This window comes from Planococcus chinensis (assembly GCF_020071995.1).
GTDB classification, from domain to species: domain Bacteria; phylum Bacillota; class Bacilli; order Bacillales_A; family Planococcaceae; genus Planococcus; species Planococcus chinensis_A.
Genome location: NZ_JABWTK010000003.1, coordinates 12,936 through 34,298, shown reverse-complemented (window position 1 = coordinate 34,298; position 21,363 = coordinate 12,936). Strand labels below are relative to the sequence as shown.

General features: G+C 47.0%; 24 protein-coding genes. 10 read left to right on the top strand and 14 right to left on the bottom strand.

Features of this window, described 5'->3' with window-relative positions:
* Entirely contained in the window at window positions 1–1,269 is a 1,269-nt protein-coding gene (locus HU147_RS05675) for an ABC transporter permease (protein ID WP_224075333.1), read from the bottom strand.
* A 12-nt stretch (window positions 1,270–1,281) separates the two neighbouring features.
* Window positions 1,282–2,214 carry an ABC transporter ATP-binding protein gene (locus HU147_RS05670; RefSeq protein WP_224075332.1) on the bottom strand — a complete coding sequence of 311 codons (933 nt, stop codon included), beginning with the start codon at window positions 2,212–2,214 and terminating at the stop codon, window positions 1,282–1,284.
* 252 nt (window positions 2,215–2,466) lie between these two features.
* On the opposite strand from HU147_RS05670, the gene pxpB reads away from it, so the two are divergent.
* Genes pxpB through HU147_RS05650 form a run of 4 tightly spaced genes read left to right on the top strand, consistent with a single transcriptional unit; the run spans window position 2,467 to window position 6,108 of the window.
* The gene (pxpB, locus tag HU147_RS05665; RefSeq protein ID WP_224075331.1) at window positions 2,467–3,165 is read left to right on the top strand and encodes a 5-oxoprolinase subunit PxpB; all 699 of its coding nucleotides are present in this window, start codon (window positions 2,467–2,469) and stop codon (window positions 3,163–3,165) included.
* Window positions 3,149–4,129, top strand: coding sequence for a biotin-dependent carboxyltransferase family protein (locus tag HU147_RS05660; RefSeq protein ID WP_224075330.1), 981 nt, complete (start codon window positions 3,149–3,151; stop codon window positions 4,127–4,129). Before pxpB ends, HU147_RS05660 begins: the two co-directional genes overlap by 17 nt.
* Entirely contained in the window at window positions 4,126–4,896 is a 771-nt protein-coding gene (locus HU147_RS05655; protein ID WP_224075329.1) for a LamB/YcsF family protein, read from the top strand. The genes HU147_RS05660 and HU147_RS05655 overlap by 4 nt, the downstream gene beginning before the upstream one ends.
* Window positions 4,897–4,920: 24 nt before the next feature.
* On the top strand, window positions 4,921–6,108 hold the full coding sequence (locus HU147_RS05650; protein ID WP_224075328.1) for an NRAMP family divalent metal transporter: 1,188 nt from the start codon (window positions 4,921–4,923) through the stop codon (window positions 6,106–6,108).
* A gap of 42 nt (window positions 6,109–6,150) precedes the next feature.
* On the opposite strand, the gene HU147_RS05645 is transcribed toward HU147_RS05650, so the two are convergent.
* The 6 genes from HU147_RS05645 to HU147_RS05620 all read right to left on the bottom strand — a co-directional run bounded on the left by HU147_RS05645 (window position 6,151) and on the right by HU147_RS05620 (window position 11,912).
* The gene (locus HU147_RS05645; protein WP_224075327.1) at window positions 6,151–6,387 is read right to left on the bottom strand and encodes a hypothetical protein; all 237 of its coding nucleotides are present in this window, start codon (window positions 6,385–6,387) and stop codon (window positions 6,151–6,153) included.
* Between the two features lie 36 nt (window positions 6,388–6,423).
* Window positions 6,424–7,053 (bottom strand): NUDIX hydrolase, encoded by a 630-nt coding sequence (locus HU147_RS05640; RefSeq protein ID WP_224075326.1) that lies wholly within the window; start codon window positions 7,051–7,053, stop codon window positions 6,424–6,426.
* 69 nt (window positions 7,054–7,122) lie between these two features.
* Window positions 7,123–8,157, bottom strand: a complete 1,035-nt coding sequence (locus tag HU147_RS05635; protein ID WP_224075325.1) for an ABC transporter ATP-binding protein — start codon at window positions 8,155–8,157, stop codon at window positions 7,123–7,125.
* A gap of 13 nt (window positions 8,158–8,170) precedes the next feature.
* On the bottom strand, window positions 8,171–9,229 hold the full coding sequence (opp3C, locus tag HU147_RS05630; protein ID WP_036802684.1) for an oligopeptide ABC transporter permease: 1,059 nt from the start codon (window positions 9,227–9,229) through the stop codon (window positions 8,171–8,173).
* Window positions 9,226–10,155, bottom strand: coding sequence for an ABC transporter permease (locus HU147_RS05625; RefSeq protein ID WP_036802683.1), 930 nt, complete (start codon window positions 10,153–10,155; stop codon window positions 9,226–9,228). The genes opp3C and HU147_RS05625 overlap by 4 nt, the downstream gene beginning before the upstream one ends.
* A 104-nt stretch (window positions 10,156–10,259) precedes the next feature.
* Window positions 10,260–11,912 carry a peptide ABC transporter substrate-binding protein gene (locus HU147_RS05620; protein WP_224075324.1) on the bottom strand — a complete coding sequence of 551 codons (1,653 nt, stop codon included), beginning with the start codon at window positions 11,910–11,912 and terminating at the stop codon, window positions 10,260–10,262.
* A 138-nt stretch (window positions 11,913–12,050) separates the two neighbouring features.
* Between HU147_RS05620 and HU147_RS05615 the strand changes: the two genes are divergently transcribed.
* Window positions 12,051–12,419 carry a DUF3899 domain-containing protein gene (locus HU147_RS05615; RefSeq protein WP_224075323.1) on the top strand — a complete coding sequence of 123 codons (369 nt, stop codon included), beginning with the start codon at window positions 12,051–12,053 and terminating at the stop codon, window positions 12,417–12,419.
* Window positions 12,420–12,455: 36 nt separating this feature from the next.
* Here HU147_RS05615 and HU147_RS05610 read toward each other — a convergent pair whose 3' ends face one another.
* Entirely contained in the window at window positions 12,456–13,517 is a 1,062-nt protein-coding gene (locus HU147_RS05610; protein ID WP_224075322.1) for a GGDEF domain-containing protein, read from the bottom strand.
* Between the two features lie 31 nt (window positions 13,518–13,548).
* On the opposite strand from HU147_RS05610, the gene HU147_RS05605 reads away from it, so the two are divergent.
* The 3 genes from HU147_RS05605 to HU147_RS05595 are packed head-to-tail and all read left to right on the top strand — an operon-like array spanning window position 13,549 to window position 15,375.
* Window positions 13,549–13,812: a hypothetical protein gene (locus tag HU147_RS05605; protein WP_224075321.1), complete on the top strand. Its 264-nt coding sequence runs from the start codon at window positions 13,549–13,551 to the stop codon at window positions 13,810–13,812.
* Window positions 13,763–14,935, top strand: a complete 1,173-nt coding sequence (locus HU147_RS05600) for a DUF2157 domain-containing protein (protein WP_224075320.1) — start codon at window positions 13,763–13,765, stop codon at window positions 14,933–14,935. The genes HU147_RS05605 and HU147_RS05600 overlap by 50 nt, the downstream gene beginning before the upstream one ends.
* Window positions 14,932–15,375 carry a GDYXXLXY domain-containing protein gene (locus tag HU147_RS05595; protein ID WP_224075319.1) on the top strand — a complete coding sequence of 148 codons (444 nt, stop codon included), beginning with the start codon at window positions 14,932–14,934 and terminating at the stop codon, window positions 15,373–15,375. The genes HU147_RS05600 and HU147_RS05595 overlap by 4 nt, the downstream gene beginning before the upstream one ends.
* 16 nt (window positions 15,376–15,391) lie before the next feature.
* On the opposite strand, the gene HU147_RS19510 is transcribed toward HU147_RS05595, so the two are convergent.
* The 5 genes from HU147_RS19510 to HU147_RS05565 all read right to left on the bottom strand — a co-directional run bounded on the left by HU147_RS19510 (window position 15,392) and on the right by HU147_RS05565 (window position 20,056).
* Window positions 15,392–16,516, bottom strand: a complete 1,125-nt coding sequence (locus HU147_RS19510) for a GNAT family N-acetyltransferase (protein ID WP_317985492.1) — start codon at window positions 16,514–16,516, stop codon at window positions 15,392–15,394.
* An 8-nt stretch (window positions 16,517–16,524) separates the two neighbouring features.
* On the bottom strand, window positions 16,525–17,082 hold the full coding sequence (locus HU147_RS05580; RefSeq protein ID WP_224075318.1) for a histidine phosphatase family protein: 558 nt from the start codon (window positions 17,080–17,082) through the stop codon (window positions 16,525–16,527).
* Between the two features lie 14 nt (window positions 17,083–17,096).
* The gene (locus tag HU147_RS05575; RefSeq protein ID WP_224075317.1) at window positions 17,097–17,870 is read right to left on the bottom strand and encodes a hypothetical protein; all 774 of its coding nucleotides are present in this window, start codon (window positions 17,868–17,870) and stop codon (window positions 17,097–17,099) included.
* 127 nt (window positions 17,871–17,997) lie between these two features.
* The gene (locus HU147_RS05570) at window positions 17,998–18,492 is read right to left on the bottom strand and encodes an SRPBCC family protein (RefSeq protein WP_224075663.1); all 495 of its coding nucleotides are present in this window, start codon (window positions 18,490–18,492) and stop codon (window positions 17,998–18,000) included.
* A gap of 85 nt (window positions 18,493–18,577) precedes the next feature.
* Window positions 18,578–20,056 carry a purine-cytosine permease family protein gene (locus HU147_RS05565; RefSeq protein WP_224075316.1) on the bottom strand — a complete coding sequence of 493 codons (1,479 nt, stop codon included), beginning with the start codon at window positions 20,054–20,056 and terminating at the stop codon, window positions 18,578–18,580.
* 501 nt (window positions 20,057–20,557) lie between these two features.
* Here HU147_RS05565 and HU147_RS05560 point away from each other — a divergent pair.
* On the top strand, window positions 20,558–21,037 hold the full coding sequence (locus HU147_RS05560) for a DUF2975 domain-containing protein (protein WP_224075315.1): 480 nt from the start codon (window positions 20,558–20,560) through the stop codon (window positions 21,035–21,037).
* Window positions 21,038–21,046: 9 nt separating this feature from the next.
* Complete coding sequence (locus HU147_RS05555; protein WP_224075314.1) at window positions 21,047–21,268, top strand: helix-turn-helix domain-containing protein; 222 nt, start codon at window positions 21,047–21,049, stop codon at window positions 21,266–21,268.
* Window positions 21,269–21,363: the final 95 nt, after the last annotated feature.

Genomic DNA, 21,363 nt, shown 5'->3' with positions numbered 1-21,363 from the left:
TTAAGCCTCCCCCTTTCGCGGAAATATCAGCAGACTTAAAATGATCAGCACAATGGTCACCAGAAAAACACGGCTAAGCGGTTCCCACAGCATGCCGATTTCCAAGGTCTGTACCCAGATGAGAAACGCATTCAAAGAAGCGCCGTTCGGCGTCCATGCCCCGAGCTCACGCACGAAAACAGGCAGGCTTTCCGTAGGCGTGAAGCTGCCGCCAAGAAAAGCAAACATCGTGACAACAATGCCCGAAAAGACGATGGTAATGGTGTCATTATTAAAACGGATCATCAAAGATGTTAAGAAAGCAGCCAGCGCACCGACGCAGGTGGCCAAACTGAAAGCAATCAGCAGCATGCCCGGCCAGAATGACAGATCCGTCAAATCGAAGGCCTGAAAGACCAGTGAAGAAAAGAAAAATAAAATAAAGAACTGGCATAACGTGATCACTGCTGCAGAAATCAATTTCCCGCTTAAATAAGTAAACGGATGATGATTCGACAGCAAAATCCGGTCGAAGACAAATTGCTTTTTCTCCGTATAGGCCATTGCCGAGATGATTCCGCTGACGAATAAGGCAAACATCACCGCCATGCCAATCGTGTAATATTGAAAAGAAGAGATGGGTTCGACGGCCGAAACGCTTTCTATACCGCCTAACTGTGGCTGTGGTTCTTTCAGCACCACTTCTTCACCTGCGGCACTCGAAATGGCACTTTCAAAATTCAGTGACCGGATAGTTTCATCCAGAATATCATGGAATATTTCCGATTGGGTCGGTGCATGATCCGAAACCACCAAATGAAGCTCGCTTCCGCCCCCTGCAGCCAACAGCATTTTTTGCAACGCATGGAAAGTGAAATCCTCCGGTATGGTGAGGATTGCCACTATTTCTTCTTGTTCGAGCGCGCGCCTCGCCGCTGCCGCATCCATTTCAGTGACTGTTGCCAAACTGCTGAGACTTTCCCCCCTTAAAATCTCCTGCAGCCAAGTGGAAGGGCTGGTTTCTTCAGCCGCTTCCATTAATCTTCTTTGTGCAGCTGCCGGCATTCCTGATTTCTCAAGTTCCTCTGCAAACCGGGCGAGCCCCCGCTGTTCTTCGTCTTCTTGCACAATCGCGACTTCCATCGACAATACCGCTGAGTTTCCGCTAAGCAACCCGCTTAAGGCAAATCCTAAAATCGCAATTAAAACGAAAGGCATCGCCAGAAGTACACCCAGTTCAGTCCGGTTGCGCACTAAAACCAGGATGTCTTTCTTCAAAAATGCATACATGGGCCCGCCTCCTCAATCTCTCAGTTTTCGGCCTGTCAGATGAAGGAACACATCTTCCAAGCTAGGGGTCTGGACATTGATGTTTATGATTTGAACCTGGTGGCGTTCCGAAGCTTGAAAGATCTCTCTCAGCAGGAGGCTCCCTTTTGGAAGAATCAATTTGATGCCTTTCTCCTTCTCAAATGCCTGTCTCACCCCTTCAAAAGATTTCAGTTCTTGGAAAAATTTTTGATGTGGACGGTTTAATTCGATCCAAATCGTTTCTTCACTGGATAAGATATTTTTTAATTCTTCTTTTGTGCCGCTAGCGATGATTTTTCCGTGGTCCATAATATAAATCCGGTCACAGAGACGCTCCACTTCTTCCATATAATGGCTGGTATACAATACGGTCAGACCTTTTTCCTGATTGAGGCGGCGCACCATCTCCAAAATGTGGCTGCGCGATTGCGGATCGATTCCGACCGTCGGCTCATCCATGATAATGACTTCAGGTTCGTGCATCATTGCAGCAGCCATATTAATGCGCCGCTTCATGCCGCCCGAATAGGTTTTGACAATTTCTTGTTGGCGTTCTGCCAGCCCGACCAATTCCAGGGAACGCTGAATGGCGCTTTCCAGCGCTTTTCCTGAAAGGCCATAAATCCTTCCAAAAAACTTCAGGTTTTCATACGCCGTCAACTCTGCGTACAATGCTATTTCCTGCGGCACCACGCCTAAAATCCGTCTCATTTCACTCGGATCTTGGATAACACTCTTTCCATTTAGCCGCACATCTCCAGACGTTGGCTTCAATAGGGTTGAAATCATGGAGATCGTCGTAGATTTCCCTGCTCCGTTCGGGCCAAGCAAGCCCGCCGCCTCACCTTTGTCCAAGTGCAGGTTAACCCCTTCCACAGCAATTTTTTCTTTGAATATTTTTTTCAATTCCTCTGTTTCAAGCATCGTCTTCCCCTCTCTCCACTTTCCATCCGTTTCTTCCTTTGCCGCTTTAGCTTCTTTGATGGTTCCTATACTACGGGATTAAAAACCGAATATCATCCATTTATGTACGCATACGGATTCACTTCCGTTCCAACATCAATGGTTTATTTTTCAAAAAAATTCCTTCCGTCGCCTTTGTAAACCTTTCGCCGCTTCATAGAAAACCTTATACTAAACGGAGTAGTTAGAATAATCTGAGGATGAGGTGATCACATGGCCTATACATTTTCTCCTCTCGGCGAAGGGGCAATCGTTATTGAAGCCGGTACCGAAATCAATGAAAATACACAAAAAAAAATCCGGACCATCGCAGCTTTGCTTGAAGCGGAGCCGCCGGCCTGGATGGTGGAATTCATCCCGGCGTTTACAACCGTAGCAGTTTTTTACAATCCAGCAACCGTTTTGTATGAGACCGCCAAAAGCGACCTTGAAGCATTGCTGCCACATGTCGAAGAAGCGGCTGCATCTCCTTCGCGGACAATTGAAATCCCGGTCTGCTATGGCGGCGAGTTTGGCCCGGACCTCGAGTTTGTGGCACAACACAACGGGCTGACCCCCGAGCAAGTAATCGATATCCATACTTCCGGCACATACTCAGTTTCCATGATCGGCTTTGCTCCCGGTTTTCCATTCATCAGCGGCATGTCCGAGAAGATTGCGGCACCACGGCGCGAGACGCCGAGACTGCGGATCCCGGAACGCACCGTGGGCATTGCCGGCAAACAGACAGGCGTCTATCCAATTGAAACGCCTGGCGGCTGGCAGTTGATCGGCCGCACGCCGATCCGGCTGTTTCGTCCGGAACAGGAAATTCCAAGCTTGCTGCGGGCCGGGGACAAAATTGTATTCAGGCGAATATCGGAAAAAGAGTACGACGCATGGAAGGAGGAAGAGCATGCTGAAAATTATTAAAAGTGGCCTCCAAACAACCGTGCAGGACCTGGGCCGTTTCGGCTTTCAAAAATATGGCGTCATCGCAAGCGGTGCCATGGACCCTTTTGCGCATAGAATAGCGAATCTGCTGGTCGGCAATGGAGAAAATGCCGCCTCGCTTGAAATTACCATGACAGGTCCTGTCATCCAGTTTCAGCACGATGCGTTCATCGCGCTTTGCGGAGGAAATTTGTCTCCCAAAATTGACGGAACCGACATGAAAATGTGGCGGACCGTCTCTGTCAAAGAAGGAAGTGTTTTGAAATTCGGCGCTCCCCGTTCAGGATGCCGAGCCTATTTGGCAGTCGCAGGAGGAATAGATGTTCCAGACTTGATGAACAGCAAATCCACTTACTTGCGGGCCGGAATCGGAGGTTTCCACGGACGTGCGCTGCAAGTGGGCGACATAGTCCCGGTAAACCCTATTTCACCGCATCTTGCTGCTTCTTTGCTTCACGCCACCGGCAATGGAGTGGAATGGAAAACTGCGGCTCCACCTTATTCCAGTGAACCGGTAGTCCGAATGATGAAAGGCCGCCAGTTCAAGTTGTTTAACCATGATAGCCAGCGCCATATTTTCAACGAAGCTTTTGCAGTTTCTTCCCATTCCGACCGGATGGGCTACCGGTTAGAAGGAACACGGCTCGCACTGGAAGAACCAAAAGAATTGATCTCTGAAGCAGTAGCTTTTGGTTCGATCCAAGTACCTGCAGACGGCAACCCCATCGTCTTACTGGCAGACCGGCAGACTACCGGCGGCTATCCGAAGATCGGGCAAGTGGCAACTGTTGACCTGCCGCTTGTCAGCCAGCTGAAGCCAGGGGAAAGGATTCGGTTTAAAGAAATTTCTGTAACAGATGCACAGCAGCTTTACAGGAAACAAGAACAGCAAATCCGTCAATTAAAAATCGGCATCAACTTAAAAAGGGAGGAAGGAAAATGACGTTTAAAGTAGATTTGAATTGCGATATGGGAGAAAGTTTCGGAGCTTATAAGTTAGGAAACGACGCGAAAATTCTTGATTTTGTAACTTCCGCTAACATCGCTTGCGGGTTTCATGCGGGAGACCCGGCAACGATGCGAAAAACCGTCACAATGGCGCTTGAGAAAAATGTCGGGATCGGCGCCCACCCAGGTCTTCAGGATTTGGTCGGTTTCGGCCGCCGGAATATGGCCATTTCCCCGCAGGAAGCCTATGATCTGACAGTATATCAAATCGGGGCTTTGTCCGGCTTTGTGCAGGCGGAAGGCGGCCGTTTGCAGCATGTCAAAGCGCACGGGGCACTTTATAACATGGCCGCTAAAGATGCCGCTTTATCCGAAGCAATTGCTGAAGCTGTCTATAAAGTCAATCCTGAACTGATCCTATTCGGCTTGTCCGGCAGCGAGCTGATGAAAGCCGGCGAAAAAATCGGGCTGCGCACAGCCAATGAAGTTTTTTCTGACCGGACCTATCAACAAGACGGAACCTTGACGCCGCGCACCCAGTCGAATGCCCTTATTACCGACCCGGGCACAGCGATCAATCAGGTTATCCGTATGGTGCAGGAAAACAAAGTGCACACCGTACAAAACCAGGATGTTGCGATCAAAGCCGAAACCATCTGCATACACGGAGACGGCGTAACGGCGCTCCAATTTGCAGCAGCCATCTCCAAATCATTAAAAGAAGCAGAAATTGACATCGTAAAAGTGGAGGAGTTTATATAAAACAATGAAAGGGAGGGAAAACGCATGAAGAATACGAACCGCAGCATTTTGCTTGGCGCCGCCTTCTTGATGGCGACTTCTGCCATCGGACCGGGTTTCCTGACACAGACCACCGTTTTTACTGAACAATTACTGGCATCATTCGGTTTTGTTATCCTAATTTCCATCATTATTGATATTGGTGCCCAGACAAATATTTGGCGCATCATCGCTGTATCCGGAAAACGGGCTCAGGACATCGCCAATGACGTTCTTCCTGGCCTTGGTTATTTTCTGGCCCTGCTGGTCGTAATGGGCGGACTTGCCTTTAATATCGGCAATGTCGGCGGAGCCGGACTTGGGATGAATGTACTCTTTGGCATTGATGCCAAAACCGGAGCCGTCTTGAGCGGCTTATTGGCCATTGGCATCTTTGTGGTGAAAGAAGCCGGCAAAGCAATGGACCGCTTTGCCCAAATTCTTGGATTTGTCATGATTGCTTTAACTCTATACGTCATGTTCACCGCTCAGCCGCCGATTGGTGAAGCTGTAGCGAAAACCTTTGTGCCGGATACCATTGATATCTTTGCGATTGTCACGCTGGTCGGCGGTACGGTTGGCGGCTATATCACATTTGCCGGCGGACACCGGCTCATTGATGCAGGGTTGACCGGCAGAGCCGCTGTTCCGGAAGTGACCCGCAGTTCGGTTTATGCCATCGGGATTGCCTCCATCATGCGGATTATCCTTTTCCTGGCTGTCCTCGGCGTCGTTTCACAAGGCCTGTCACTGGATCCATCTAATCCTCCGGCTTCAGTTTTCCAATTGGCTGCCGGGAATATTGGCTATAAAATCTTCGGTGTGGTCATGTGGGCAGCAGCCGTCACGTCTGTTGTCGGAGCTGCCTATACGTCCGTTTCCTTTATCCGGACATTCAGTTCTGCACTCGAGAAGTACAACCGCTTACTGGTCATCAGCTTTATTGTCATTTCCACTTCGGTCTTTGTATTTATCGGCCAGCCGGTGTTGATTCTAGTCCTTGTCGGTTCCTTGAATGGCTTGATCCTGCCGATTGCGCTGGGTGTCATGCTCGTTGCTGCGCATAAAGTCAAAATTGTCGGCGATTATAAGCATCCGCTCTGGATGACCATTTTCGGTATCGTCATTGTTATCGCAATGGCTTGGATGGGCATTTACACTTTGTCGAACGGCATTCCTCAATTGTTCAAATAACAGCAAAAGACGCTGGTGCATTGTGCACCAACGTCTTTTCATTTACTTCCCCATATTTTCATTGCCGTGCTTAAAATGGCCGGTGGCTTTTGCTAACACCAATTGAAGGTCTTTGGAGGTTTCAGCTTGCTGCAGCCGGCCAATCAGCTTTTCCGCTTCTTTCCCTTTGACGCTTTTGATTTCTTTGCCTTTATACGAAATAAAAACCATTTGGCTCTTGGAAATTTTATAGGTAAAGGGTTCTTCGTCCAACCGGTTGCGTTTATCAATATTGCTCATGTTCAGCCTCCTTGATTTCGGCTTTTCCTGGACAATTCACTTTTTCTCAAGCATTTGCTTTATTCGGCTTGCCACCTGTTTCAAATACTCCGGACTATGCGGCACCATGTCTTTTTTGCTGATGGTTTTAGCAAACGGTTCTGCGGTTCCGTCACTTGCTATTTTAAATCCTTCTACAGCCGCATGTTCCCTTTTTCCTATACACAACTCTGTGAAAGCTTGAAAGTCAGCCGACACCATCCCGGCCACTTCTTCTTTTTGCAACTCGAACCTTAGGTCAGCGTTTTTTGTCCGATATAAAAAATTATGGCAATGCTCGTTGTCGATAAAATCAGCTTGGTGAATCTGATCTTTGATGACGCCAAGCGGCACAAGGTCCTCAAAGTCTAGGGCAAGCCCCAGCTCTTCTTCCACTTCCCGTACCCCGTCACGTACTGTTTCCATCGACAGGAGATGTCCTGCAGCTGTGATGTCCAAAAGCCCCGGGAAGTCTTTTTTGTTGCTGCTGCGGAGTTGCAGATGGATCCGGCCAGCACCTTCTTCCTGACTGACAATCCAGCAATGGAACGTTTCGTGCCAGTGTCCTTTCCGGTGCACCTCTTCCCGTGTTTCTATCCCAAGATGGTTCTGGTTTTCATCATAAATATTGAGTTTCTCTGTTTTCATGGCACATCCTCCTGACTACAGAAAAAAGCTTGCCAAGTACAGGCAAACTTTTTCATTGGTGTTTCTATTTTAAGAGCCACTGCCTGCTTCGACAAGCGCTGGCTCTTCTTTAACTTGCGTTTGTGTCCTCGGATCCTGCAGCCAGCATGCAGCTGTATGATGATCATTTCCTACGACCGTGTCGCGCGGTGTAAAGGTATGGCACACTTTCATCGTATGCGGACAGCGGGCAGCAAACGCGCAGCCTTCCCCGAGCGTCCCAAGGTTCGGCGGCGAACCGGCAATCGGCAATAGCGGCTGGGAACGGTCTTCATTCATCTTCGGCATTGATTGCAGCAAACCTAACGTATACGGATGCTGCGGATTATAGAAGATTTCATCCAAAGTACCTTGTTCCACGATTTTCCCGCCGTACATTACAGCTACCCGGTCCGCCATATTGGCGACGACTCCAAGGTCATGTGTGATGAGGATAATTGCCGTATCGGTCTTTTTCTGCAAGTCTTTCATCAGATCGAGAATTTGCGCTTGGATGGTCACATCCAGTGCCGTTGTCGGCTCATCTGCAATCAACACTTTCGGATTGCAGGCGAGTGCCAAGGCGATGACCACACGCTGGCGCATTCCGCCTGAAAATTGATGCGGGTAATTATCAAGGCGCATTTCCGCCTTTGGAATGCCGACAAGTTTCAGCATTTCAAGCGCCCGTTCACGCGCCTGCGCTTTCGACATGCTTTGATGGCGCTGCAAGCCTTCCATGATCTGTTTGCCGACTTTCATCGTCGGATTCAGCGAAGTCATCGGATCCTGGAACACCATTGAAATCTCAGAACCCCGGATGTCTGTTATTTGTTTATTCGATAGTTTCAACAGGCTTTTATCGTCGTAAAGAATATCGCCTTTTGTGATTTCCGTCGTGCTTTTCGGCAGCAGGCGCATAATCGACTTCGCCGTCACGGATTTTCCGGAACCGGATTCCCCGACTATCGCCAAGGTCTCGCCTTTTTTCAACTCGAAATTCACGCCCCGCACCGCAGTGATTTTGCCGGTTTGGGTCTTGAAGGAAACATGCAAGTCTTCAACTTTTAAAACGGTGTCTTTCATGGTGGACCCTCCCCTATTTTTTCATCTTCGGATCTAGTGCGTCGCGCAGACCGTCAGCGAGCAAGTTAAAGCAAATCATGATGATGCTGATGACCAGCGCTGGATAAATCAGTTTGTACGGGAAATACCGCATCGATTTGTAGCCGTCTTCGATCAGTACTCCGAGAGACGCAAGCGGCGCCTGCAGCCCGAGTCCGATAAAGCTTAAAAACGCTTCAAAGAAAATCGCCGTTGGAATCGTGAACATGACGGTGACAATGACCGGTCCCATGACGTTTGGCATCAAATGCTTCCAGATTAAACGACCGTTTGAAGCGCCGAGCGTCCGGGAAGCAAGGACGAATTCCTGCCCTTTGAGCTGCAGGATTTGCCCGCGCACAACCCGGGCCATCCCGACCCAGCCGGTAATGATCATCGCCAGGATGATGGACCGGATGCCCGGTTCGAGCACCAGGATAAAGAGGATGATGACAATCAAGTTCGGAATCCCCATCAGCACTTCAATGATCCGCTGCATGACGTTATCCACCCGCCCTCCGTAAAACGAAGAGATGCCGCCGTAGATCACCCCGATCACCAGATCGAGCGCAGCTGCCACTAGTGCAATGAATAAGGAAATTTGTGTCCCTTTCCAAACCCGTGTCCAAAGATCACGGCCAAATTCATCGGTGCCGAACCAATAATTCGTCGCCACGTCGCGCTCGGCATATTGGTTCACACCATTCGCATCTATGCCGTCAAAGCCCATCCACTCCAGTCCGGCCACTTTGGGCGGCATATTGGAGTGAGCCAAATTCTGTTCGCGGTACGTAAATTCGTTCATGCTTGGCCCGATCAATGCCATGACAATCAGGAGCAGCAACAGCACTAAGGAAATCATGGCCCCTTTGTTTTTCGTTAAACGCTGGAAAGCCTCTTGCCAAAAGGACATAGAAGGCGTCGAAATTTCTTCGCTTTTCTTTTGGTCAAGCGGCGCTTTTACAAACAAGTCGGATGGAATGTCATCCGGGATGTAATCGTTCTGGGTTTGAATATCCCGGTGCACTGGAAGTTTTGCATCAAATTCCTTCATGCGGATTCCCCCTTATAGTTAATGCGGGGATCCAGGAAGCCGTAGATGATATCGACTACAAAGACCACAAAAATGAACAATGCACTGTAGAAAATGGTAATCCCCATGATAACGCTGTAATCCAGCACAAGAATGGACAAAGTAAATTGTTCGCCAAGACCTGGAACTGAGAAGATTTTTTCAATAACCAGTGTTCCGGTCATAATTGAGACCGCAAGCGGTCCAAGCATCGTCACTACTGGAATAAGTGCGTTCCGGACCACGTGTTTGACAATGACCTGATTTTCTTTCATGCCTTTTGCCCGCGCCGTTATGACGTAGTCTTGTCCCAGCACTTCAAGCATTTCGCTTCGGATAAACCGGGCGACCGTCGCAGTAACGGTCACCGACAAAGCAATGGAAGGAAGCAAGGTGCTCGAGTAGCCTTCCCACAAGGCGACCGGAAGCCATTCCAATTTAACGCCTACGTAATATTGCAGCAAGGCAGCAAAAACGAAAGATGGAATCGACATGCCAATAACTGCTAGTGCTACCGACCCGTAATCAAAAATCGAATTATGCTTCAAAGCTGAAATGATGCCAAGCACAAGGCCAAGAATGGCACCGATAACTAACGCCTGCAAGCCGATAAAAGCGGATGGCCCGATGCGGGTGCTGATCATGCTGGAAACCGTCCGTCCTTCATGCTGGAAAGAATAGCCCAAATCCCCTTGCACCAAGTTTCCTAAATAACGGATGTATTGCATGGCCACCGGCTGATCCAATCCATACTTTGCATTTAAGACCGTCAATTGCTGGGCCGTCAATTTCTCCGGATTGGTAAATGGCGTTCCGGGCAACAGCTGCATTAAAAAGAACGTAGCGGTAACAATGATAAAAAGTGTAATCAACATATATCCTATTCGCTGCACGAAATAACGCTTCATGGTAACACCTCAATTCTGTAAGTTGAGTAGCCTTCTGGATGAAAAATACGAGGGCGCCGGTTTCCCGGCTACACCCTCGTATCTATAGCTGTATAAGCTGCAAATTACTCCTCGATCGATGCCCATTTGTAAGAATGCGCTGCACCAGTCGGGTGTACGATTAAATCTTTAATTTTTTCTCTCATCAAGATAGAAGTTCCGTCCTGGTAAAGAGGCACGATTGCTGCATCTTCTTCCAACAGGATTTTCTCGATGTTCAATAGCATTTCGTAGCGTTTTGAAAGATCCGTTTCTGTACGTGCCTGCGTTACCAATTCATCTAATTTCGGATTGTGGTAATCCATACGGTTAGCAGATCCGCCTTTTACCCACATATCCAAATACGTCATTGGGTCGCTGTAGTCAGGGCCCCAAGAAGATAATGACAAATCGTAGTCAATGGCTTTTTCGATTTCCAGACGCTGAGCGAACGGAACTGCTTTGATTTCCAATTTAAAGCCTGGCAGGTTGTCTTCTAATTGAGCTTGAAGATATTCCGCCACTTTTTTATGGTCTTCTGAGTCTGAGATGTTGATGGAAACCGTAACATCAGATGCGCCCGTTTCCTTCAAGCCTGTTTCCCAAAGTTTTTGTGCTTCTTCCACTGTTCCTGTATTGAAGTCGCCGTTCAGCTCACGGTAATCTTTTCCTTCAGGGGATTGGAAGAACCCTTTTGGCACAACGCCGTTCAATGCCGTAGAACCGTCTTTCAAGATAACATCCGTCAAACTTTCTTTATCGATTGCCATATTGATCGCCTGGCGGATATTTTTGTTTCCAAGTACCGGATGTGTATGGTTGAAACGCAAGAAAATCATACTTGGCTCCAAAATGGTATCAAAGTTTGGATCGTTCTTAAATTGATCAACTGATTCTGAACTCAATTCGATGCGGTCCACTTTATTTGTTTCATACAAGTTAACGCCAGTTGCTGGATCTTTTACGACATACGCATTGATCGTATCCAACTTAACTGCTTCTGCATCCCAGTAGTCTGCGTTCTTTTCGTATTTCCAGCCTTGGTCATGTGTCCATTCAACCAATTTGAATGGTCCGTTGAAAAGAATGTTTTCTGCTTCGAGTGCATATTGATCGCCTTGCTCTTCAACAAATTTCTGGTTTTGCGGCAAGAAGGTCGGGAAAGTCAAAAGAGATTCCAATAATGGGTTGGCACTTTCCAATGTCACTTCCAAAGTTTGCTCATCTACAGCTTTCACTCCAAGTTCAGCTGCATCTTTTTCGCCGTTCATAATTGCTTCCGCATTTTTGATGCTCGCTGTAACAAACATGAAGTTGTACGGGCTTGCATCTTTCATCACGCGTTTCCACGCGTATTCGAAATCCTGTGCAGTGACCGGATCTCCATTGCTCCATTTTGATTCGCGCAATTTGAATGTATGCACGGTTTGATCTTCGTTTTCTGTATGTTCTGTTACCAAAGCTTCAATTGGCTGATGGTTCTCATCCTGGCGGTAAAGCCCTTCGTTTACGTTGTTCAATACCGTAAACGCTACGCCGTCATGCGCTTTTGTAGAATCCAAAGTAGGAATGTCCGCTGTTGCTGAAATGTTCAATACCTGCCCTGCTGCTTTCGCATCCCCTTCTTTGTCCCCGCTTCCTTCACTGGAACTTTCAGAAGAATTAAAGTTACATCCGGATAGTATTAAAACGAATGCCATAAGAATCATCAATGCTTGAATTCTAATCTTTCTCTCCATTTTCCCCTACCCCCTATTTTTCTAATAATTCTTTTTAATCATAATAGTTATTCTACGATTAGGCAATAAGATATTTTAATTTTCAAAAACTACGAAGGGGTGGTAATCTTTATATAACTAGAGAAAGGACCATCATCTATGACATTTAAATTTATTTTATTTACGCTATCATTGATTGCATCTTTTTTGATGCCCTTTTTGCTTGAAGGCAGTTGGAGCTTGCTATACTGGCTGGATAGCATTTTTCTGACGGGTTTACTATTGCTGGTCATCGCTTCGGTCATGCTGCTGATTGAAGGCAGGTTTTTTATGGCCTTTATTCAAAGCACCAAAAGCTTTTTTGCGAAAATAAATAAACGCGAGCAAGTGATTCTGGAAAGCGAAAAACGAACATCCCACCCGGTCGAATATGCAAAAAATTTTCCATCCCGAAAAGCTTTCTTTCAAATCGGTCTGCTGTTTTTTGGGGTAAGCCTGTTCTTATCTTCGGCAATTTATTTCTTTTAATGAAAAACCCTTCCGCTTGTTTGAGCGGAAGGGTTTTTAAGAGGCTTCGTATATTGTGACCCGGTTTTTCCCGTGCCTTTTCGATTCGTAAAGTGCCTGGTCGGCTTGTTCGATGATTTGCTCCAGAGTTTTGTTTTCAGACGAAAAGCTCAGGCCCATCGAAACAGTCAGTTTTCCACCTGGTTGCCGATCTTCACCTTCAAACTTGTATTCTTCCACTTTTTTGCGGAACCTTTCCGCTAAGAAAATCACTTCTTCCGGCTTGGAAACATTCGTATAGCAAATCACAAACTCTTCTCCGCCATAGCGGGCGACTATATCTTCTTCTCTTGCACTTTCCAACAGCAATTGGCCAAGCGTCCGAAGAACTGAATCCCCTTTTTGGTGGCCATGCGTATCGTTATAAACTTTAAAATAATCGACATCAATCATCGAAATCAGCATCGGTGTATTCTCGCTTAGAAGACCTTCCACTTTGTTTTTGAAAAAGCGGATGTTCGGCAAGCGGGTCAGGGCATCCTGGTTTGAATACATTTCAAGTTCTTTGCGCAAAAGAAAATTGCGGTTTTCTTCATTTAAAATCAATGCCATCGCCAGCACCGCAATCACGGCAAAAAAGAACATCGCAATGGTAATCGATACGGAGACCGGTGTGTTGAGCAGCATCCAGACCGATTTAAGAAGCTCAAACACAAGGAATCCAATAAGCATTCTTTTAAAATCGATGAGCGGAAAAAAGATATCGGTCTTTGGATGTTTGCGGTGGAAAAGAGCTCCTATAACCACCGGCAGCAAAATGGCCTGGAATATACCAATGACCGCCGTGGGACCGCCCGTAAAAGCACGATAAATGGCCGGAATAATAGCGGACAATAGACCATATTGCCAGCCTCCTACATAACTGACAAAAAACAAAGGGACTTCCCTCAAATCCAGCCGCATCCCCTCATAACTGAACGGATTGTACATGACGGAAAACGTGAGAAAGCTGATAAAAAGGGCTGACAGCCCAAGCAAATAAGAAGGCTTTTTCAATTCCAGCACCAAAAGTTCTTTAACTTTTAAAGCGAGGTACATCAAAGCAATAATCAATGCCATATTTTCGAGAAAGAAAAAAAGAAGCGAATTCATGGTTCAGCAACAACTCCTAGTGGCCGTGTTAATCCATATTCTATCAATGAAAGTAAATAAATTACAGATTTATTTTACTTCTTTATTTATAACCTTAAGAACAGCACGATCCTTCTGCCATATGCCCGTTGCAACTAGCATCCACACCATGCAAATTACCTATCCTTTTATTGGCCAAAAGCTTATAATGACGCTAAGCAGGAGGTGGGGAAATGGCACTGAAAGACAAGTTATCGCTTTGGCAAAAAGAAGGGTTGATTGACCAAAATACGGCTGAAAAAATTTGGGCATTCGAGCAAAGACAGGAAAAACCGAACCGTCTTCCGCTTTTGCTCATCATTGGCCTTGTTTTTTTCTCGCTGGCCGTCTTCAGTTTTATTGCAGCTAATTGGCAAGTCATGCCGGCTGCTGTAAAAATCGGGTTGATTTTGTTATTGATGTGGCTGTTTTATGGGCTCGGATACTTGTCCGAACGCAAAAATTTCGGCTGGCCGCATGTGTTTCGGCTGATTGGACTCGCTATGTTCGGCGCAGCGATGATTGTGGCTGTTCAAGCGTTCCATTTGCCTTTATCCGGTTCGCTGATCGGCTGGGCGCTTTATCTGGCAGCTATTGCCCATTATTTTTATTGGCGCCATCTTGCCTATGCTGTGGCGGCGTTTATTTTCGGCGTTCAGATCTTGTTGTCTTCCGTTCTCACAATGGGTTGGCCTGAATGGTTGGTTTACTCCGCTGTATCCCTGGGTTGGCTCTACTTCAGCAAAGACAAATTGCCAATAAGGTTCAGTTGGCTGTTGCTGTTCGGAAGCGGATTGATGCTTTGGGCTGTGGCTGACTATGAAAGCCTCTTATGGCCGATATGGACTTTGTTCGCTTTGGTTGTGCTATTGGCTTTTGTTTTTCCCGAAAAGCAAAAAGCACTGCAGCCGCTTTACTTGCTTGCAGGCGGTACCATGTCACTGGGTTACCTGGCTTTCCGCGGCGCCTCCCTGGACTTTTTTGAAGACTTGAAAGGGCTAGAATCGGCGCTGCTGTTGGCAGCAGGCATAGCAATTTTAGCCTGGTGTTATTTCCGCATCCGACCACTTGTCTGGATATCAGCGCTTGGTGCGATTGGGTTATCGCTATACGACAGTTCCGCAATTGGGCTGGCCGTGTTAGCGGAAGCAGTGGCGCTCGGTTACCTTGCGGTTAACCATCGCCAAAATCAGCCGCTCGGACTCGGATTTGTGTATTTTATTTTGGTGCAAATTGTGCTTTACTTCATCTTTGCTTGGCAACGGCTGGATATGTCGCTGTTCTTCCTGGTCGGTGCGCTTCTTTTGTTTGCTTTGTCCGGAATCGCCTGGTGGTTTAACCGTAAGAAAGCGAGGGCTGTTTCATGAAGAATTTTCTGTTTCCCTTCGTCCAAACTCTGGTTGTGCTGGCAATCGCTTTAAGCTTTTACGCAGCGTCATGGTTCGGTGACCAATTCATGCTGCGGGCAGAACCGTATGATCCATTTGATCCGTTTTACGGCGAATACGTGCTTCTGCAATACCCGGATTTGCGGCCGGAAGGTTTAAAAAACGGTGAAGTTTACTTCACCTTGAAAGAAGGTCCGGATGGCTACGCTGTTCTTGACCGGGTTTCGAACGAGCCTTTTTGGGGAGCCATCCACGGCACGTATTACAGCGATACTTTAACTGCTCCCCAACTAGAGCAATATTATGTGGAACAAGGAACCGGCCCAGGGCTTGAACAAGCCGAAGAACTGGCGGTCACCATAGACGTCGCTCCTTGGGGCGCTATTCGGCCGGTCTTTTTGGAGGCCCGTCCACACTAAAAAAACTTTCTTCCGCTTAGCCGGAGGAAAGTTTTTTTCGCATGTGGTAATTTGGGATGGCGATGCCTCGCCGTTCCACGGACTGCTTTCGCACAATCCAAAATCCCCGTTTTTCGAAAAACGGTTTTGCTGTCAGGCTGGCGTCTGTAAAAATGCAGGACAACTGCAGCTTTTCCGCTTCCTGTTCAAGTTGGCTGACCAAACGGGAAGCAATGCCCTGACGCTGATAATCTGTATGGACATACAGCCGGTTCAAGTAACCGGCTGGCGTCATATCGCAAAAGCAGGCAATTTCACCATCTATTTCCGCTACATAGCTTAGGTTTTGCTGCAGCGATTTCTTCCACTCCGCTGCCTTTTGCGCTTGTTCGTCTTTTGGTGCCCAGGCTGCCAATTGTTCGCCGGAATAATCTGCTGCGTTAACCGTATGGACGGTGCCGTAAAATAAGGCGACGACTTCCTCCAAATCTGCTTCTTGAAATTTTCGGATCTGCAGGTTTTCTTGTGCGGCTATAGTGACAATTTCCGCTAAATCTTCAATGATGTAATCCGCTTCGGCGCTGCTCCACTGGGCATCCCTTTTCCAGATTGTTTTGAGGCCGGCATTCCGCGCTCCCTTTATATCGTTATCCGGATGATCGCCGACGTACATGGCTTCTTCCGGTTTGACGCCGATCCGCTCCACTGCCATTCTGAACAATCTCCGATCCGGCTTTTTCATGCCTTCCCATTCGGAAATCAAAATCACGTCCATATACGGCTCGATTCCCAACGCCTGTATCGCATCCAATTGGAATTGCCCTTTGCCGTTTGAAATAATGCCCAAGCGCAGCGATTTCCCTTTTAATTGTTCCAAGAGAAATTTCATATGCGGAAATGGAGCACAATGCTGCTTGAAATGTGTCATATAATCTTCCAGCAGCTCTTCCCAAGCAACCGGCAATTCGAATTCCTCGGCCAACTGCCGGTATACGCGGTCTTTCCAAACCATTCCCCGTGCATCCAATTCGATGAACCGCTCGGCGTAGCGGGATTTTGGCACCTTCTCCAAGTGGCTTTTGAAACGCTCGTACTGCGCATCAATAAACGACTTCAACGAAGCATCCCGATTCAATAAGGTACCGTCTAAATCAAAAATCACCGCTTTGATCATATCGCTTTTACACTCAGCGGAATCCGCCGTACGTTCTTTAATTCGAGTCCTTCAAAACTCAGGCAATAAATATCCGGCATCTCGAGCTGTCGCCAGAAATCTATTCCGTAGTGGGAATCAAAATGGTTGAGGATCAGGGCCAAGATATTGCCATGTGTCCCAATGGCAATGCGTTCGCCTGCATGTTGCTGAAGCAATTTCTGTACTTCTTTAATGCCGCGCGCCCTTGCTTCTTGATTGGATTCGCCACCTTCAAAGGCGAAGTGCTCTTCTTCCCAAACTTTTGCAACGGCAGCCGGAAAATCCACTAGTGGTTCCTTGCTCAACAAACGTTCGCGAAATCCTTCCCATAGGGTAATCCCTGTATTTATTTCCCGGGAAATGCCTTCCACTGTCTGAATGGCCCGTTTGTACGGGCTTGAGATAACCCGCTCAATTCCTTCCGTATTTAAGGATTCAGCCACTTTACGGGCATCTTTTACGCCTTGTTCCGATAACGGCCGTGACCGTTCATCCGGAGTATAATCGGAATGGGCGTGCCGAACCAAATACAAGTGAGTTTGCAAACTTATCTCCTGCTTTCTTTCTTCATCTGTTTGTAAAAGTTTAATGAATCAAACAAGAACTTGTGGTCAAAACCAGTTTTCTGTCCGATTCTATCCACCCATTCTTCCAAAGTAGCCAAGGGCTGATCGGGATATAACCCTTCCGTCGTGCTTAAAAAACTTTTCCAGTTATCGAATTCCCAATGCGCGGTTTCTTCTTTGTAAGGAAGCCGCACTTCCACAAGCGGCTTCGGATACACATGATTTTGCGAAAACTCGCCGGCTTGCCAAAAATCCGCCTCTGTTACCGGAGTGGTGTCATAAGTTTGCCGTGACTGTTTCCCGCCCGGCCGGTGATAAATGATTTCCACTTCCGCATGCCGGGAAAGGACCTGTACATCAGCTGCAGGGAAAAAGCCGCTTTGTTTTTCTGTTGAAAATGCTTCGTGCCGGGCTTCGATCAGTACCGGCTGCAGCCATTGGTCGCCAAGGTCGCATAAATAGCGGTTTCCATGTGTATCCAATGCGATTAGCGCCGCATGCGCTTCTTCTGTCCCCAGTTCATTGCCGATCGGGTATGCCTCAATTCCATCTCTTTTCAACTCATCCAAAAGCCAAATCGCCAGGTCAAAACAATTGCCGGTTATGCCGTATTGCGCTTTATGTTCTTTCATCAATGCGACTGTGCGCTGCTTTTTATCGCCCGAACGTGAATAAAACCAGGCTTTTGTCAAAGTTTCCATCGGAAAACCGCTAAATTTCTTCCATACAGCTAGAATTTCTTCTGGTGCTTTCATGGAGCACTCACCTTCTCTATTGGTTTGCTATCTTATTTCGATTTTCCTGCCCCCGATTCCTGCTCGGCAGATTCCAAAAAAGAACCCCGGAAGGCGCAGAAGCACCTCTCGGGGTTTGTGGCATTTCTTATTCAGTTTTTACAATACCGGTTTCGACCAGCTCTTTTAGGTTTTCAAACATCCGGCTCCAGCCTTCTTCGGATTGAGCACTGTATTCAGCTTTTGCCCGTTCCACGTCTTCTTCTGTCCAAATCTCTTCATGCGGAACAATGATTTCCTGAGAAAACGTCATTTCGCACATGTCCTGGACTGGAGAGATAAACACCCGGACAATGTCTTCTGTATCACTGAATTGCGGCATCCTGAACGTGAATACCAGTTTGTTCGGCTGGCTGATTTCTGCATATTGGCCGAGTGCGCGGTAATCGGTGCCTTCCCGATGATCAACGATCTCCCACGTTCCGCCAATGCGAAGGTCACTTTTGGCCGCTTTGTTGGTCGATTCTCTTGTAAACAACCACTTTTTCATGATTTCCGGATTTGTCCAGGCTTCAAACACCGCTTCTGATTTTGCATAAAAGCGCCGAGCCAAATTTAAGGTGACGGTTGAAGTGATCGCCATTTTGCTCATCCTCTCCAAATCAAGTCAGGTGCTATTCTTTGAAGTTGTTTTGCTCTTTATTGACACTTTACCCGAAAGTTTTTTGTCAGGCAATATAATCTTCTTTTGGAATATCCGTTACTTCTTTTTTCACATAGTAGCGCCCTTTTGTCAACACTGCCAGCCCCGTAGTCAAGAACGCCGCGAAGATGGCCGCGAAAAATGCCGCTGTGCTTTGCAGGAAGGTTCCCATATAGCCGAGGGCTGCAATCGTTCCTAAAACACTTGGCACAATCAGCGAGACCACGCCGACCGGATTCCATTTGTACAAATTTTCTTGCCTTGACTCGTAATAGCCAGGCCCGATTTTCAGCATTTTCTTCACGACCAGGGCATCCGTCACCAGAATGGAAGCCCATGTCATAAGTGCAACGCCTTGGAACGTCATGGCTGTGCCAAGATGGTCCACGATGCCTCCAAGCATCAATGCCATGGCAATGACACCTGCAGCGACCACCCAGAAGCGGCGTCCCGGAGTAAACTTGAACATGTTTTCAAAGAAACTGGACAGCGACAGGGAGCTGCTGTAGATATTCGTGATGTTGATGCGGATTTGCGTCAGCATGGTAAAAATCACGCCACCAAGCCCAAGCAGCACCACGATGTAAATCCCTGGGTTCGATTCGCCCAGCGTAACACCGAACCAGATGCCAAGGCCGCCCATGACACCAAAACAGAAAATCTGCGGGATAAAGCCGATGGCGACCGAACCAATCTTCAAGTCTTTCGGTTTTAAGAAACGCGCATAGTCGGAAGCGATCAAGGCGGTCAGCCCCATGATGCCGTGCTGCATGCCAATGCACAACAGCAAGGCGGTTCCGCCTATTTGGACGCCTTCAGGCATGTATGTCCAAAAGCTGCCGTTATAAAGAGAAGGCTGTTTAAATGCCATCACGATAGCAGCGATTAAAAAGATGCCAAAAAGTGGCAACGACCATTTTTGCAGCTTATCCAATTGCTTGATGCCAAACCAGTTTAACGGAATGACCACTGAACCGAAGAGGATGATGAGAATCCACATGGGGATTGCGGGGAAGTATGCATGGACAGCTGCGACGAGTATCATGCCTTCGAATGCACAATACATAATAAAGTTCGATGCGTAGATTAGTGAGGTTAATGAGGCTCCGATATAGCCGAATCCTCCGCGGGACAATAAGTTGACGTTCATGCCCGATTTAGCGGACAAATACACAATAATGGTTCCGAGTATGCCGGCCACAATAATGGCATAAACGGCGGAGATGATGGCATTGGCTGCACCAAACTGCAATGCCATGACACTGCCCATCTGAAAATAAAAAATTGCGGTTGCGATGCCGAAGGTGATATTGGTGATGCTCAGCCATCCCATTTTACGTTCGTCCCTTGGGACTCGGTCAAACGTATAATCACCGCTGGTTTCGGGTTCTTGCCTTATTTCTTTTTGCTTCAATTCTTTTTGTTGGAGCACTTTTTCGTTTAGTTTTTTCTCTCTTGGTTCTTTTTCTCTCAATCGGTGATCTGCGGTAATATCAGATCTCATTCAATCATCTTCCTTTCAACGATAAATTTCATTTTTGCTTTCAGTGCAATGCCGGGAAGGCGTAGAGCCTTGCGAAAAAGCAAAAAAAAGCAGGTGTATTTTCTCCGTCGCTTTCTTGAAAAATGACGGATAAACCACTCGCTTCTTTATTTTAGCATAATTTAGACAACTTTATTGAAAATCCACTCAAACTCATTCTTTCGTCCTAACCGAAGCTTTCACTCAACTATACTTCTAAAGAAACAATTAAATGTTTTATAGAAATACTAATTCTTTGAAGAAGCACACATAGTTTATAATAAGTAGCGGACAAACGACTAGGTGTCTAGAAGGCCTTACTATTTTTCTCTTTCCTTCTTTTGCTTAAACATGATCGGTTCAGATAGTGATTGGCAAAATCATCACTGCACAAAACGTTATTGCTTATAGATAATATTTTATCGCAAAACGATAAAATATATGCTAAACTATAATTATCAATAGTTAAGTGAGGTGCTTTAGATGAAACGGGAAACACTTTTTTTAAAGGCCGTGATTATCCTGATGGCCATTCCGGTTCTGGCAGTCTGTATATTCGTAGTGCCGCCGCTTTCTTCATTTGTGGCGGAAATCATCCCCCAATGGGCTTTTTTGCAATACGTCTTTCTGATCGCCATGTATTTGACAGCGGTCGCTTATTTCACAGCTTTGTACCAAACTTTGAAGCTGCTTGGTTACATTGATAAAAACATCGCATTTTCTGAGCGGTCGGTTAAGGCGCTGAAGAATATCAAGTACTGCGCCATCGTCATCACGATCCTGTATATGTTGTGCCTGCCAATTATTCTGTATATGGCAGAGGTGGATGATGCTCCGGGACTCGGCGGCATCGGAATGATCATTACGTTTGGCGCCATAGTAATCGCCGTTTTCGCGGCGGTTCTTCAAAAGCTGCTGCAAAATGCCATCGATATAAAATCTGAAAACGATTTAACGGTCTGAGGTGAGAATATGGCAATTATAATCAATATTGACGTTATGCTGGCGAAACGGAAAATGAGCGTCACGGAGCTCTCGGAACGGGTCGGAATCACGATGGCCAACTTGTCCATCCTAAAAAACGGCAAAGCGAAAGCAGTCCGCTTGTCTACGCTTGAGGCTATCTGTAAAGCGCTGGACTGCCAGCCGGGGGACATTCTGGAATACAGAGCCGAAAATGTGCAAGAGCAGTAAAATCAAAAGGAGCAGGATAAACCTGTTCCTTTTTCGTTGCCTTAAAACAGTCCAAAGCATTAAAAAGCCCGCTAATTCTATAAAGAATTAGCGGG

Excerpts from the sequence above, each read along its gene's own strand:
- pxpB (WP_224075331.1), top strand. The coding sequence starts at position 2,467 with ATGGCCTATACATTTTCTCCTCTCGGCGAAGGGGCAATCGTTATTGAA.
- HU147_RS05675 (WP_224075333.1), bottom strand. The coding sequence starts at position 1,269 with ATGTATGCATTTTTGAAGAAAGACATCCTGGTTTTAGTGCGCAACCGG.
- HU147_RS05645 (WP_224075327.1), bottom strand. The coding sequence starts at position 6,387 with ATGAGCAATATTGATAAACGCAACCGGTTGGACGAAGAACCCTTTACC.
- HU147_RS05640 (WP_224075326.1), bottom strand. The coding sequence starts at position 7,053 with ATGAAAACAGAGAAACTCAATATTTATGATGAAAACCAGAACCATCTT.
- HU147_RS05595 (WP_224075319.1), top strand. The coding sequence starts at position 14,932 with ATGAAGAATTTTCTGTTTCCCTTCGTCCAAACTCTGGTTGTGCTGGCA.
- HU147_RS05600 (WP_224075320.1), top strand. The coding sequence starts at position 13,763 with ATGGCACTGAAAGACAAGTTATCGCTTTGGCAAAAAGAAGGGTTGATT.
- HU147_RS05655 (WP_224075329.1), top strand. The coding sequence starts at position 4,126 with ATGACGTTTAAAGTAGATTTGAATTGCGATATGGGAGAAAGTTTCGGA.
- HU147_RS05560 (WP_224075315.1), top strand. The coding sequence starts at position 20,558 with ATGAAACGGGAAACACTTTTTTTAAAGGCCGTGATTATCCTGATGGCC.
- HU147_RS05570 (WP_224075663.1), bottom strand. The coding sequence starts at position 18,492 with ATGGCGATCACTTCAACCGTCACCTTAAATTTGGCTCGGCGCTTTTAT.
- HU147_RS05575 (WP_224075317.1), bottom strand. The coding sequence starts at position 17,870 with ATGAAAGCACCAGAAGAAATTCTAGCTGTATGGAAGAAATTTAGCGGT.
- HU147_RS05635 (WP_224075325.1), bottom strand. The coding sequence starts at position 8,157 with ATGAAAGACACCGTTTTAAAAGTTGAAGACTTGCATGTTTCCTTCAAG.
- HU147_RS05555 (WP_224075314.1), top strand. The coding sequence starts at position 21,047 with ATGGCAATTATAATCAATATTGACGTTATGCTGGCGAAACGGAAAATG.
- HU147_RS05620 (WP_224075324.1), bottom strand. The coding sequence starts at position 11,912 with ATGGAGAGAAAGATTAGAATTCAAGCATTGATGATTCTTATGGCATTC.
- HU147_RS05650 (WP_224075328.1), top strand. The coding sequence starts at position 4,921 with ATGAAGAATACGAACCGCAGCATTTTGCTTGGCGCCGCCTTCTTGATG.
- HU147_RS05615 (WP_224075323.1), top strand. The coding sequence starts at position 12,051 with ATGACATTTAAATTTATTTTATTTACGCTATCATTGATTGCATCTTTT.
- HU147_RS05660 (WP_224075330.1), top strand. The coding sequence starts at position 3,149 with ATGCTGAAAATTATTAAAAGTGGCCTCCAAACAACCGTGCAGGACCTG.
- HU147_RS05670 (WP_224075332.1), bottom strand. The coding sequence starts at position 2,214 with ATGCTTGAAACAGAGGAATTGAAAAAAATATTCAAAGAAAAAATTGCT.
- HU147_RS05610 (WP_224075322.1), bottom strand. The coding sequence starts at position 13,517 with ATGGCATTGATTATTGCTTTGATGTACCTCGCTTTAAAAGTTAAAGAA.
- HU147_RS05565 (WP_224075316.1), bottom strand. The coding sequence starts at position 20,056 with ATGAGATCTGATATTACCGCAGATCACCGATTGAGAGAAAAAGAACCA.
- HU147_RS05605 (WP_224075321.1), top strand. The coding sequence starts at position 13,549 with ATGGTTCAGCAACAACTCCTAGTGGCCGTGTTAATCCATATTCTATCA.
- opp3C (WP_036802684.1), bottom strand. The coding sequence starts at position 9,229 with ATGAAGGAATTTGATGCAAAACTTCCAGTGCACCGGGATATTCAAACC.
- HU147_RS05625 (WP_036802683.1), bottom strand. The coding sequence starts at position 10,155 with ATGAAGCGTTATTTCGTGCAGCGAATAGGATATATGTTGATTACACTT.